This window comes from Bacillus sp. V2I10, assembly GCF_030817055.1.
Lineage (GTDB): Bacteria > Bacillota > Bacilli > Bacillales > Bacillaceae > Bacillus_P.
In genome coordinates this window covers 1,046,825-1,059,529 of the sequence record NZ_JAUSYV010000001.1, presented here as the reverse complement: position 1 = coordinate 1,059,529, position 12,705 = coordinate 1,046,825, and the positions used below count along the sequence as shown (strand labels likewise).

The following is a 12,705-nucleotide window of genomic DNA, read 5'->3' as shown; positions in this document are numbered from 1 at the left end:
CATTCTCCTCTATTAAAAAATACCTTCATAAATCAGTTTTAAACCGGCCAGAATGAGGATGAGACGCAGTAAGTTAATCACGGTTTTACCCGATAGCTTTGTCGCAATCATGGCTCCTGCATTCCCGCCAGCCCACGCACCAGGTATTAAAGCTAAAGCAAAAAGCCAGTTCACATTTCCAAGCGCGATATGCATGACAGAGCTTGAAAGACCTGATAGAAAAATAATAAACATTGATGTGGCGACTGCAATATGCGGCGGAAATAAGAACAGCAGCACCATTGCAGGCACCATTAGAGCTCCGCCGCCAATTCCGAACAGCCCTGAGATAAATCCAACTCCAAATGAGATAAAGACAGCAGGTGCCGGTTTATAAAAATAAGCAGCATCTTTGCCGTTTTCAGATGGATAAAAGCGGATTACATCACCCAGTCCCGGCTCTCTGTATTTCGGCTTCCATTTATCTCTCATCATAAGCAGCAGAGAGACAGCAATCATGAATAACCCAAAATAAAGAGAGAAAGAATCCAAATTTAAATACTTATTAAGATAAGCGCCTAATAATCCTCCGGGACCGCTTCCGATAAAAAAGATCCATCCGCTTTTATAATCTACTTTTTTAACCTTCATATAAGCAAGCGTTGAGGATAAGCCAGTGAAAATGACAACAAGCAAAGAAGTTCCGACGGCCGTCTGCGGAGTTACGTTTTCAAAAATCGTAAAAAAGGCAGAAGAAAAGAGCATAGCCGGAACAACAATGATGCCTCCCCCAAGCCCCACAAGACTCCCGATCGTCCCAGCAATAAAACCGATCAGGACAAGAAATATCCATTCCATTTAAGCCAACTCTTTTCCGTTTATTCACCGCTGAATAAATCCAGCTGTCTGGGTGCAAGGTCTTCGTACTCAATACTTAATAGCTTTTTCATTTGTTTTGCATTATCTGCAGCGTCTCCGCCTGAATTATTATTAAAGAGAAGATAAATATCTTTAGTTGCATCTCTCAGCTGATCAATCTTTTCATGCCATTCCTGCAATTCCTGCAGATTGTACCGGTATAGGTACCTGACTTCCCGCCAATCTTCACCATTAGCAGGTCTTGTCCATCCATGCACATTTCTGCCATGCATCCTGATTAACGTTTTATTGTTATCTGTCGCCCTCACTACAGCGGGAATGGACCCGCTGCCAGCTTGAGGCTCGTCGCAAATGCTGTGGATCCACTTTTCCTGTTCCATAAAAGTTAGGGTCTTCTCATATGTATTAGGTGCAAACCATGATTGATGCCTGAATTCTAACGCAGCGGGAACTTGACCCATTTGCTCTTTGCACCATCTCAAATAACTGACATTCTCTTTTTTGCATTCAAACCATGGCGGGAATTGAAATAAAACCATCCCAAGCTTACCTCCTGCCTGATACGGTGCAATAGAATGATGAAAAGCCTGGAACATCTCTTCTTTAGAATCAAAAGGTATATCTCCCCGCTGATGTCCTGTCATTCCCTGATAAGCTTTCACGATAAATTGAAAGCTGTCAGGGGTATCCTTCACCCATTTTTCTGCGTTGCGCTGAGGCTGCACAGCATAGAAGCTGGCATCCACTTCAACAATCGGAAAATGCCCAGAGTATTCCTTCAGCTTATCTCCGGCAGAAGTACCATTAGGATAAAGCGCATCATGATCTCCCCAGCCTGTAAGTCCAATATAAATCAAAGCAGCCTCAGCCTCCTTTATTATTTTATGATACTACAAGGCATTAAAAAATTCATTGAAAAGGACATTCATTTACTTTCATGAAAAGTTAGCGGAGGTTGATTTATTGGAAAAACTTTAAAAAATAAATTTACAGCATCAACAAAAGGAAATATAAGTTGTATTCATTTGAGAGGGCCATGTGTATGACACTTTTCTGCACAGAGACACTTTTTTATACAGAGAGGCGTTTTTGCTCCTTCGCCGGTTCCCGGACTTAAGACTGAAATAGGATCTTAATACTGCTTTTATAAATACAAAAAGCTCACCACAAATGGTGAGCCTTTCTTCTTTTATTAACCGATAGGACCTTCCATTTCGAACTTGATTAACGAGTTCTTTCTAACTGTTTTTCGCAAATGAACAAGGTGCATAAAACCAATGTTTTTATGTTTTTGTATGATCAAACCTTTTCAATCTTTTTTTGTACTAGTCGGTACGAAATCGGCACGTTCATTTTTGTAATCATTTTTATACAGGTAAAAATACAAGTTCCTACTATTAACAGTACATGTAGAGAATGAAATCGCAAAGATATCCACTCAGCATCCGTTATCTCATTAAGAAAAGAGTTTTAGCAAAATAACTAAATCACATATATAGCATCATCCGTTTTTTCAAAACCATTCTTTTAAATTTGAATAAATAATCATTTATGAGTAACAATAAAAAAATGGAGGGATTTTATGAAACAACCAGATTTTGCTTTTTCTCAAGGCTGGTGGTATCCTGCCATACTTGGCACAGCATTACTTTTATTTATTTTAATTATGCCTAAAAGATTAAGTTGGAAAGAAATCTATATTACTTTTGGTATCATTGGTTTTATTGTATGGATGGTAGATATTACACTAGCAGTTCCATTTGACATTTTCGACATAGGAGATCCTAAAAAAGAAGGAATATCTGAGCTTTTTCTATATGGTGTAATACCCTCATGTTTATCAGTCATTTATTTAAACTATTTTAAACAAAGTAAGAAATGGTCTATTGTTATCTTCTTTGTCATTTTATCTCTAATATTAGAGTGGCTAACAATCAAAGTAGGATTAATGAAACTAAAGCTTTGGAATACATGGTGGTCAATACCCGTTCATTTTATTGCCTACGCTTTTTTCTTACCTTGGCATTTAAAATTTATTAGGAGAAATCAATCTTAAGCTTGATTTCTTTTTTAAATTATGACATTCATTTGTATTTTTTTTAATCAACCTTCTTCTACTAAACTGCTTCGTTATTTTAAGTACATTCCTTCACAATCTCTATTTTTAACATAAATATCCAAATTAACTACCAAGTGTTATTCAAGAATATGGCCCGTTTGCTGAAGAAAAAATAATTTCGGATCCTCCATTTTAACTGCCCAATCTTAATATGAAAAGGCGATCACACTGTGCTACAATCGCCCCCGATTGTTGAAAAACACCTTTTTCAAATGCAGCTTTTTTTATCCTTTTACTACTAAAATAGCTACTGGTGAATCTTCTTAAAAACCTTTAAATAAAGCACTTTATAATCAAATTGACATTACCGAATTAGTAAAGAAAGAGGTGGATTTTATGAAGGATCCAGGTGTTGGTGGTAGCCCACTCCTTTAAAAACCAGGAACAGGAAGTTAAACAAAAAAAGTACACCTCAATAAATAGAAGGGCTTTGTGTACTGTATATTACACACTCTATGCCGATAAATATATATATACATATAACAAATGCACAAAGGACTGATTACAATTATCGCCGGTACAAAGCTTCGGCAATTCCGTGAAGAACGAGGAATCCCCCTTGGTCTGTTAGCCAATTATCTAGTTATTTCAGTCAGCACACTTATATCAATTGAGAGAAATAAAAAAAACTTGACTGCTGATCAAATTGTAAAAACTTGCGAACTGTTTGATATTAATAAAAGTGATTTGCTGGAGTAAAAAGATAGTGAAGCCACTCAGATGAGAAGGGCTTTTTTTATTAAATAGAATACTCCGTTTTATAAAGGAGAAAATTAGTATAGAGGGGAGGATTAAAAATGTTCTTTAATGTCCTGACAGCATTTATATTTCCTTGGATATTAGGAATTGTTCATCTTTATAAAAAAGATAAACAAATCATTCACTTTATAGCCCCATTATTTAGTGTTGTTGCATTTGTGATAAATGAATTTGGATTGTACTTTGATTTTTGGAAAATCAGTCCATTTTTCGATCAAAAAACTTTGTCAGCCATGCCATTCAATTTAGGTCTTTATCCGATATTAGCAAGTTACTTAATATATTACATAAAGAAAACTAATAAGCCTTATTTAATTCTTATTATTTTTTCACTATCTACTACCATTCTTGAACTTACATTTGTTCTTGCTGGCAAAGTGATTTACAGTAATGGATGGAATATTTATTGGACATTTTTTAGTTATCTTTTCCCATTTATGTGCATGTATTACTATTTTCTATATTTAAAAAAAGTGAATCTAATCTGAATATAAAAAAGGTTGTTTAATGTGAGTTTTTGGTACAAAACTTTGAAATTGATATTCCTCAATAAGTGAGTGCCCTTCTCAATTAAGAGAAGGGCCTTTTTATTTCAACTAATGCCACCATTTAACAAGAACGGATAGCTAGATTTTAGTATTTAAATAGTGTTACATAGTTGATGAAAGTGCACTGGCACTGTATATAGGAAGTACATAAGATATTACAAGCTTCTAAGCAAGTTTTATGAAGCTAATTAATCAAGTCAGGAGCTAGTATAAAATTTGTATCTCAACGACTTGGGCATAAAACCATCAAAACGACAGCGGACACTTATCTTGATATTACCGATAAAATAGAAGAAGACGAACTTAAAAAGTTCGCCTCCTATACTACAAGAAAAATTTGAATCGGCACGTTTTCGGCACGGCCGGTTTTTTTGTTGCTAAAAATACTCATAAAACGTTGATATATCAAGGTGTTTAACGATTTAACCGATAGAACCTTCCATTTCGAACTTGATTAATGAAGACTTTCATAACATTTTTAATATATGCATAAACCTTGTTAAATCAAGGTTTTCCCGATTTTCATTTTTAAACCATTTCAATGCTTTTCAAATTCAGTTGGCACGAAATTGGCACGAAACGATATGGATGGGATTCAATGATGAACTTGTGTTAAAGCCAATGTTAAAATCACCAATATAGCCGGAATAAAAATTTGTTTCCTTTTAATAGCTATCTATAAAATGACCTCTCGACACTTTGTAATCGACCCATGTAAGCCCACCTGAAAAGAATTTATGTACCCATTAAAACAGTAGGCTTTGCCTAGGATCAGAACGCTGTTGGGGACAGTTTTTCCTACAGATAAAATTGAATTAGTTAAAAAACTAACTGGTGTAATGGAAAGATTAGATATATATTTTTATGAGTAATAATCAACTCTCTCAAACATATTCTTATTCCGCCTTATCTTTTTTCGGATAAAGTATAGGCCAACTACACCTTCGCAGTTGGCCTATAACTATATAGATTTTGTTTATTTATTTCAAAACTATTTTATCTCAACTCGTCATCCAAAGGTACAATGACTTCATCTAATGTCATTCTCCACTGACGCTTCATTTTCTGGTCCGTATTTCAATGGTTTTGCATCTGGATGTACGGCTTTATACTTATCAAATTGCTTGCTGTTGATGATTCCCCCATTATTCGGAATAGGGTCTGTTCCTATCACATATTGAATCGCGGATAAATGCAGCTCATTTTCTTCCACAAACCAAGTATTCGCAAATTCTTCAATCGCTTTATTATAGGATTCAGTGAAGAAGCGTCGTTTCACTACAAGAATATCTTCCTCTGAATCTATTTCTTTGGTATCAATAGCGTTAAAAAATCGCACGGTACACGTCTTTAACAATTTCTGATTTCTTCAGTTTTTGAAGTGCTTTTTCGATCTCGTCACGGATATTCTGATTAATGGTTTAAATTGCAATGCGCTTTTTAATCATACAGAAACGTTTTGATGTTTTTTACACATGGTTCACAGCGGTTCGATAAATACATCCATTATGCCTCCGCAAATGCCTCCGTCTTCATAAAGCAGCCCGCTTGTAAGGTCCACACGATGCTGAGCAGGAAGGTTTGATTGAATTACCTCAAAAGCTTTTTCAATCACCGCTGCTTCACCGCAGCCACCGCCGATCGTTCCTTCAATTTTTCCGCAATCAAAGATAATCATTCTGCTGCCTGCTTTGCGGGGGGTAGAACCTTTTGTGCGAATAATGGAAGCTAATGCTGCTTTTTCACCCCCTTTCCTAATTTCAATCGCGCGTTTTATGAGTTGCAGCTGCTCCATTTTGAATCCCCCTCTTGAAACCCAAGCTTGGCGTATTTTCTTACTTTTTCACTCAAGGAGTGACCGGATTTTTGATTTTTCACTTTTAAAATTTCTGCCATTATGCTAACTGCAATTTCAGATGGGGTCTGTGCACCTATATCAAGTCCAACAGGGGTGTAAAGCTGGTCAAAACAATCATCAGGGAAGTCCTGTTTTAGTTCTTCAAAAACGCCGGATATTCGCCTTCTGCTGCCGATCATCCCAACATAGGCTGGTTTTTCATTGCGGTTTAATAGCTCTCTTAAACTCAAAACATCAAATTTATGTCCTCTTGTCAGCAGGAGAATATAGGTTTTATCAGATAATTTAACAGTTTGAAAATATTGGAGATAGGACCTGCAAATAACCTGATCTGCAAGAGGGAAACGATCCCTGCTAGCAAATTCAGCCCGATCATCCAGTACAGTGACAAAAAAGCCAAGCATTCTTCCCATTTCTGCAACCGGTTCACAAACATGGCCTGCACCGGCAATAATTAAGTGAATGGGAGCAGGGAAATATTCTACAAAACACTCTATTGAGACCTCGTTCCACTGCAAATGTATAGTGCCGGACCGATTTTTTTTTATTAACTTTTTGCACTTTTCTATCAAACTTTTGTTTAAATCTAACGAAATAGGGTCTTCAGTATAAAAATCTCCATCAGGCCATAATAGAGCTTTGGCGCCAATTAATTGCTTTTCAGGGTGGCTGATAATAGTTAATAAGAATGTATTTATTCGTTCATTAAGTGCTTCAGTGAGTTTTTCATACATACTCTCATTCATCATTTCGGGTCACCTTGCAGATTGGATATTTTCATTTTTTAAGGCTTTTAATGCATTAAAAACTCTTTCTGGTGTTGCAGGAAGATGCTTGATCCTTGCGCCTGTTGCATCATAAATAGCAGACATGATAGCTGGAATAATCGGGATCATTACAACTTCTCCAATACCCTTCGCACCAAATGGTCCTGAATGTTCAGCTTCCTCGACTGGAAATGTTTCAATTAGTGGAGTTTCTCGAATAGTAGGGATGATATAGTCTGTGAAGTTTCGTGTTTTATGATAGCCTTCTTCAATTAATACATCTTCGAACAATGTGTAGCCAATACCCATAACAGCTCCGCCTTCTGCCTGGCCCTCTAGTCCCTGCGGATTTATCACCTTGCCGGCATCAGGAATAGATACTACTCGAAGAACGTCTGTTTCACCTGTTAATGTATCAACCTCTACCATCACAACATGTGTCAGATAGCCGTATATATGATGAGGTGCTCCGCCTGAACCTTCAATTTCTTTCTTTTCTTTTGGAAGGAAGAAGTGACCTTCAACTCGAGTTTGTTTCCTTTTTTGATAGAGGTAATCAAATATAGACTTATATGTTAGACATGATCCGTTTGCTGCTATACTATTAGGATTAACTTCTACTTTTGATGCAGGAACCTCAAGCATTTCTGCGGCAGTTTCCGTAAGTAGTTTAAGCATATTTGATCCTGCAGCAGCAACAGCTCTGCCTCCTGTATAGGTAGAACGGGATGCGGTCACAGTACCTCCGTCGATCGTCTTGGATGTGTCGCCTTGAACCACTTTGATTTGGCTTATATCACATTTAAGGATTTCAGCGGCTACTTGCGCATAGACTGTGCCATTTCCTCCGCCGATTTCTTCACAGCCAACTGCAACAAGAAATTTTCCGTCAGGCAAAAGTTCAATGGATGCTGCGCCATAATCAGGCAATCCTATTCCCATGCCAATTCCATGAAAGGAGGTAGCGAGGGCGACTCCTCTTTTTTTCCAAGGTTCACTGACATCAGCTTTGTATTTTTCCCTGTTTTTCCATAGATCACAATTTTCTGCGGTTTCAAGGGTTTTAAAAGTACCTACGCTCGTTTTTACGATATGCCCTAAGCTTGAAATTTCTCCTTGGTGATAGACGTTTTTCTTGCGAATTTCGATAGGGTCTATACAGAGAATCTCCGCAATCATATCTAAATGAGTTTCAATGCCCATACAGACTTGATTGACTCCAAATCCTCTAAAAGCTCCTGCTATCCCATTATTCGTATATACACAAAACCCTTCCAGGTTTACATTTGGTATTTTATAAGGACCGCATGAATGTTCAATTGCAAGTGCAATAACGGCTCCGCCAAGCGATGCATAAGCTCCTGTATCAGCAACAGCCCTAACTTCGTTTGCTAATAAAGTGCCGTCTTTTTTCGCAGCTGTTTTCATATGAACCTTGAAAGGATGCCGTTTTATCCCAGCAATGACCGATTCTTCACGGCTGTAGTGAATTTTTACAGGACGGCCATTAGTATGCATAGCTAGAAGAGCGAGGTATATCTGGACTGTTATTTCATCCTTTCCGCCAAAAGCTCCTCCAATTGGACTGGAAATGACTCGGATCCGCTCAGGATTGTAAGCGAGCGCACGTGCGATTTGCATTCTGTCGCGATAGGCATATTGGCCAGGACAGCGAATGGTGATGCAGCCGTCCTCATCCATTACACCCCAGCCGCCCTCTGTTTCAATAAAAGCATGCATTTGGCGGGGGGAGTAAAAGGTGTTTTCAACGATAATATCTGCTTCCTGAAAGGCTTGATCAACCTCACCATTTTTGATTTTTACGTGGCTGTGGATATTTCCGTCAGGGTGGAGGTTAAGAGCTGTTGGTGACATTGCCTGTTCAGCATCTGAAATCACTTCGAGCAGTTCATAGTCAACCTCGATTAATTCAAGTGCCTGTTCTGCAATTTCCTGGGTTTCTGCCGCAACCAAAGCAATCGCATCAGCCGTACACCGGACGACTTTAGAGCATAGTACCGGCTGATCGGGAATAACGATGCCGAAGCCGTTAAATCCAGGGATGTCTTGATGGGTAAGCACAATTACAACACCTGACAGCTGTTCAGCCTTTTTTGTATTTATTGATTTTATCTTGGCATGAGGGTATTTTGCGCGAAGAACTTTTCCCCACAGCATATTGTCGAACTGGTAATCGGTCATGTATTTTAATTCACCTGTCACCTTTTCGGGTCCATCAATTCGTTTGACTCTTTTTCCTACCCAATTTAAGGCTTCTGTATTATTTTTCTCCATCGTTTTCCCACCTCCTTAAAAGTCGATATAATCCGCGTTCGAGCAGCGAGCTTGCCATATCTCTTCGGTATGCGGCAGTTGCTCTTCCATCCGTTATTGGCATCACCTCTTTCCAGGCAATTTTTCCGATATTTTGAATCATTTCATCTGTCAAAGGCTGCTGTGTCAGTAATGCCTCACATTTTTTTGCCCTGATAATGGTGGGTGCTACGGCCCCAAAGGCAATTTTTCCGCCCAGGCATTTGCGATCCTTACCCATTAAAAGCGAAATAGCTACATTCACGATCGAAATAGATTGTGCTTTTCTTGGACCGAGCTTTTGAAAAATACCGATTTCATTTGCTTTTTGGGATGGGATCATAATGTTTGTAATCATTTCTTTTTTCTTTAAAATGGTTTTTCCTGGGCCTATAAAGAATTCTTCGATTGGTACCAGACGTACAGAAGTAATGGAGCGCAGCTCAATGACTGCACCGAGTACATAAAGTGCTGGGATGGTGTCCCCGGCAGGTGAAGCAGTCCCGATATTCCCCCCGATTGTTCCCATATTTTGCATTTGAGTTGCACCTACTTCACGGGCAGCCTCCACTAATACATCGGCTTTCTTTTGAAGCAGGGTGTGGCGAATGATATCAGTGTGTGTTGTTAATGGCCCAATGTGGATGGCTCCGTCCTTTTCTGAAATGTAACGCAATTCATGTAAACCTTTGATGTTTATCCAAACTTCTGGACGCCATTTTCCTTCCTTCATCCTCACTGCTGCATCAGTCCCGCCCGCTATCAATCTATGGTCAATGCTTTTATCGGATAGCAGCTTTAAGCATTCTTGTAAAGAGACAGGGGAGACGAGGTCAATTTCAGAGATTAGCATGGTGAACGGTCCTCCTTTATTTGTTGTTTTAAAGCCATTTGATAATCATCCGGGGTGTTAAGATTTAGTAGAATTGCTGGATTATTTACAGATACTTCCATAACAGTATCTTTATATTTTTGAAAAATGCTCCTAAGACCCATTGTTTCTTCATTAATGGTGAGCAGATCATTGTGTAATGAACCGGAAAAAAGAACGGGATGGCCTCTTTTTCCGAGGAAAACAGGCACTGCAATGAGGTGATCCCTGCCTGCAAGTGATTCAGAAAGACTATTAATGGTATCAGTGTCTAAAGGCTGATCTAATGCTGCTATTAAAATATTATTTTTTGGATTTTTCATAGCTTGAAGCCCAGATAAGATTGAAGAACATTTCCCGAATGGATTTTTTTTATTAAACTCCATCCTTACTGGAAAATATTTTGCTAGTTTCATAAATTGTTCTGCCTGATAGCCAACTACGACAATGATTTCTTCCACGGATGATTTTTCTAGTGTCATTAGCTGGTGCTCAAATAATGTTACTCCCTTCCAAGGAAGGAGACCTTTTAATCTGCCCATACGGCTTGACTGTCCGGCTGCAAGAAGAATGGCTGTCACACCCATTAACTCTATACTGTTCCTAGCTCTTTAAGATTCTTCTCCGCTGCTGTTTTTACAGCCTGAATGATTTTCGAATATCCAGTACATCGGCAAAGGTTCCCGCCAAGGGCAGTCTTAATTTCATCAACAGAAGGAACATAATCTACATCATTGAGAAAGGCCTTTGCGGATACGATGATACCTGGAGTACAGTAGCCGCATTGTGTTGCGCCTTCTTCAATAAAGGACTCCTGTATATTATCCAGGTGAGGAGTTAATCCGACCCCTTCACAAGTAATAACATTTTGATTTTCCACCTGCCCAACAAGAATCAGACACGAACAAACCACTTCATTATTAACAAGGACAGAACATGAGCCGCATTCTCCTTTACCGCAGCACTCTTTACTTGCTGTCAAATCCAAATCTTCTCTTAGAACATCCAACAGTGTTTTAGCAGGATGGCAAGTAATAGAGCAGGGAGCACCATTAACAGTAAAATGAATTTTTCTCATCATAGAATTCCTCCAATGTGCACAAAGATAAATTTTATCAAATCTGAAATACCCATCAACAATGGCAATGTCTCCAAAGAATTATCCGCAGCTTCTCTTCCTGATACTACAGAGATTTTTTTCGTTAATTGATTTCTCCTCATAAACACTATCTCTTATTTCAGATTAGTAATGTTTTTTATCTTTTGATTTTTCCCATGTTTTAAACGGTAATTCATATTGATTTGGAGAAATTTGTTTCATAGTAATATTACGCTGGTCAATTGGAAGGGAAAGCTCTTCATAAATAAACTGATCGTCGAAACCTATTTTCGCTGCATCTTCCTTCGTACATGCATAATAAACAGCTTTTGGTCTCGCCCAATAGATTGCTCCGATACACATCGGACAAGGTTCACAGCTCGTATAGATCTCGCAATCGATAAGCTGGAAGTCGTTTAAATATTGGCAAGCTGCCCTTATGGCCTGCACCTCAGCGTGTGCAGTTGGATCATTTGATGCTGTTACTGCATTTCGGCCGGTACCAATTATTTTACCGTCTTTAACAACAATGGCTCCAAATGGTCCACCGTGGTTGGACATGACATTTTCTAAAGCCACTTCAATTGCTTTTTCCATAAAAGAGAAACCTTTCATACAACCACTCCTCGGTTCATATCATGCATTTATGCTTATCAATACGACTAAGCAAATAGAAATATTACACAAAGTAAGTTTCATAGTTTTGCGGAAGCCAAAATAAATGAAATTTTCGTATTTGGCCCAGTACCAGCGTAGCTGAGTTTCATTTCATCTTCCTTTTTCTTTTTATAATCTTCCTTCTCTTTACTTCAATAAAAAGCGCACTTCTCCTTCTTGAAGAAATGCACCCGTTTGTTGAAGATCATACTATTTACAATTATTATTTATTTGTTTAAGTGTAAAATGTGATCCACGTACTTTGTCTTTGTTAACAACTTACCATTTATTAGATCCACGTTTTATTTTTATAAGTACATTCGTTCCATCTGTTTCTTTATAAAATATATAACCAGTCAATAAATTGCCCCATTTATGACTGTATTCATCATTGATTATTAATAACTGACTATCTCCGATTGAGGTTCCATTAAACAAAGAAATCAGTGAATTTAAATGAGTATCATTTCTTCCTATAGAAATCATCATCTTTATTAAATCGCTATAACTGAAGATATAAGCATTGTCTTCGGATTTTATATTTGATAACGATGGAAAGCTTCTTTCTATATCTTTAGTAATTTTATCATTAAGAAGCTTCATACGTTTGTCATTTGATTGTGATCTAGCGAAAACATCGTAATTTAGTAATTGAAATGATAACATAAGAACCAATATAGAAGATACCAACAATTTAAGCAAAGTAATATACCCCCACTTTTTGTTTGTGTTATCTTTCCAACTTTCTTCTTCAACTATTCTGCCTTTCCTTTATGAGAAAAAGCTATTCTCCTTCTTGAAGAATTGCACCCTTTAGTTTAAGTGATAGCGTTCACAAAATTATATATAAAAAGCC

At 37.9% G+C, this 12,705-nt stretch carries 13 protein-coding genes and 1 pseudogene; 3 read left to right on the top strand and 11 right to left on the bottom strand.

Annotation, left to right across the window (positions count from 1 at the left end; all coding sequences use genetic code 11):
• Positions 1–12: 12 nt before the first annotated feature.
• Entirely contained in the window at positions 13–837 is an 825-nt protein-coding gene (locus QFZ72_RS05380) for a sulfite exporter TauE/SafE family protein (RefSeq protein WP_307430414.1), read from the bottom strand.
• A 20-nt stretch (positions 838–857) separates the two neighbouring features.
• Positions 858–1,715: a DUF72 domain-containing protein gene (locus tag QFZ72_RS05375; protein WP_307430413.1), complete on the bottom strand. Its 858-nt coding sequence runs from the start codon at positions 1,713–1,715 to the stop codon at positions 858–860.
• Between the two features lie 725 nt (positions 1,716–2,440).
• On the opposite strand from QFZ72_RS05375, the gene QFZ72_RS05370 reads away from it, so the two are divergent.
• From QFZ72_RS05370 to QFZ72_RS05365, 3 genes are all read left to right on the top strand, one after another.
• Complete coding sequence (locus QFZ72_RS05370) at positions 2,441–2,914, top strand: hypothetical protein (protein WP_307430409.1); 474 nt, start codon at positions 2,441–2,443, stop codon at positions 2,912–2,914.
• Positions 2,915–3,463: 549 nt separating this feature from the next.
• Positions 3,464–3,676 (top strand): helix-turn-helix domain-containing protein, encoded by a 213-nt coding sequence (locus tag QFZ72_RS29395; RefSeq protein WP_373464428.1) that lies wholly within the window; start codon positions 3,464–3,466, stop codon positions 3,674–3,676.
• A gap of 98 nt (positions 3,677–3,774) precedes the next feature.
• Positions 3,775–4,224 carry a CBO0543 family protein gene (locus tag QFZ72_RS05365; RefSeq protein ID WP_307430405.1) on the top strand — a complete coding sequence of 150 codons (450 nt, stop codon included), beginning with the start codon at positions 3,775–3,777 and terminating at the stop codon, positions 4,222–4,224.
• A 1,056-nt stretch (positions 4,225–5,280) separates the two neighbouring features.
• On the opposite strand, the pseudogene QFZ72_RS05360 reads toward QFZ72_RS05365, so the two are convergent.
• The 9 genes and pseudogenes from QFZ72_RS05360 to QFZ72_RS05320 form a co-directional block, all read right to left on the bottom strand.
• Positions 5,281–5,699 (bottom strand): annotated as a pseudogene (locus QFZ72_RS05360) (type I restriction endonuclease subunit R, EcoR124 family); the annotation flags it as partial.
• A gap of 65 nt (positions 5,700–5,764) precedes the next feature.
• The gene (locus QFZ72_RS05355) at positions 5,765–6,079 is read right to left on the bottom strand and encodes an XdhC family protein (protein ID WP_307430402.1); all 315 of its coding nucleotides are present in this window, start codon (positions 6,077–6,079) and stop codon (positions 5,765–5,767) included.
• Positions 6,058–6,891 (bottom strand): XdhC family protein, encoded by an 834-nt coding sequence (locus QFZ72_RS05350; protein WP_307430399.1) that lies wholly within the window; start codon positions 6,889–6,891, stop codon positions 6,058–6,060. The genes QFZ72_RS05355 and QFZ72_RS05350 overlap by 22 nt, the downstream gene beginning before the upstream one ends.
• A gap of 6 nt (positions 6,892–6,897) precedes the next feature.
• Entirely contained in the window at positions 6,898–9,204 is a 2,307-nt protein-coding gene (locus QFZ72_RS05345; protein WP_307430397.1) for a xanthine dehydrogenase family protein molybdopterin-binding subunit, read from the bottom strand.
• Complete coding sequence (locus QFZ72_RS05340; protein WP_307430394.1) at positions 9,191–10,075, bottom strand: FAD binding domain-containing protein; 885 nt, start codon at positions 10,073–10,075, stop codon at positions 9,191–9,193. The genes QFZ72_RS05345 and QFZ72_RS05340 overlap by 14 nt, the downstream gene beginning before the upstream one ends.
• Positions 10,069–10,680 carry a nucleotidyltransferase family protein gene (locus QFZ72_RS05335; RefSeq protein WP_307430391.1) on the bottom strand — a complete coding sequence of 204 codons (612 nt, stop codon included), beginning with the start codon at positions 10,678–10,680 and terminating at the stop codon, positions 10,069–10,071. The genes QFZ72_RS05340 and QFZ72_RS05335 overlap by 7 nt, the downstream gene beginning before the upstream one ends.
• Before the next feature lie 5 nt (positions 10,681–10,685).
• Entirely contained in the window at positions 10,686–11,174 is a 489-nt protein-coding gene (locus QFZ72_RS05330) for a (2Fe-2S)-binding protein (RefSeq protein ID WP_307430388.1), read from the bottom strand.
• Positions 11,175–11,336: 162 nt separating this feature from the next.
• Positions 11,337–11,807 carry a nucleoside deaminase gene (locus QFZ72_RS05325; protein WP_307430385.1) on the bottom strand — a complete coding sequence of 157 codons (471 nt, stop codon included), beginning with the start codon at positions 11,805–11,807 and terminating at the stop codon, positions 11,337–11,339.
• Between the two features lie 321 nt (positions 11,808–12,128).
• The gene (locus QFZ72_RS05320; protein WP_307430384.1) at positions 12,129–12,551 is read right to left on the bottom strand and encodes a hypothetical protein; all 423 of its coding nucleotides are present in this window, start codon (positions 12,549–12,551) and stop codon (positions 12,129–12,131) included.
• Positions 12,552–12,705: the final 154 nt, after the last annotated feature.

What these genes read in the sequence shown, in the direction of transcription:
- QFZ72_RS05380 (WP_307430414.1), bottom strand. Translation starts at nt 837, where the DNA reads ATGGAATGGATATTTCTTGTCCTGATCGGTTTTATTGCTGGGACGATC.
- QFZ72_RS05370 (WP_307430409.1), top strand. Translation starts at nt 2,441, where the DNA reads ATGAAACAACCAGATTTTGCTTTTTCTCAAGGCTGGTGGTATCCTGCC.
- QFZ72_RS29395 (WP_373464428.1), top strand. Translation starts at nt 3,464, where the DNA reads ATGCACAAAGGACTGATTACAATTATCGCCGGTACAAAGCTTCGGCAA.
- QFZ72_RS05365 (WP_307430405.1), top strand. Translation starts at nt 3,775, where the DNA reads ATGTTCTTTAATGTCCTGACAGCATTTATATTTCCTTGGATATTAGGA.
- QFZ72_RS05355 (WP_307430402.1), bottom strand. Translation starts at nt 6,079, where the DNA reads ATGGAGCAGCTGCAACTCATAAAACGCGCGATTGAAATTAGGAAAGGG.
- QFZ72_RS05350 (WP_307430399.1), bottom strand. Translation starts at nt 6,891, where the DNA reads ATGATGAATGAGAGTATGTATGAAAAACTCACTGAAGCACTTAATGAA.
- QFZ72_RS05345 (WP_307430397.1), bottom strand. Translation starts at nt 9,204, where the DNA reads ATGGAGAAAAATAATACAGAAGCCTTAAATTGGGTAGGAAAAAGAGTC.
- QFZ72_RS05340 (WP_307430394.1), bottom strand. Translation starts at nt 10,075, where the DNA reads ATGCTAATCTCTGAAATTGACCTCGTCTCCCCTGTCTCTTTACAAGAA.
- QFZ72_RS05335 (WP_307430391.1), bottom strand. Translation starts at nt 10,680, where the DNA reads ATGGGTGTGACAGCCATTCTTCTTGCAGCCGGACAGTCAAGCCGTATG.
- QFZ72_RS05330 (WP_307430388.1), bottom strand. Translation starts at nt 11,174, where the DNA reads ATGATGAGAAAAATTCATTTTACTGTTAATGGTGCTCCCTGCTCTATT.
- QFZ72_RS05325 (WP_307430385.1), bottom strand. Translation starts at nt 11,807, where the DNA reads ATGAAAGGTTTCTCTTTTATGGAAAAAGCAATTGAAGTGGCTTTAGAA.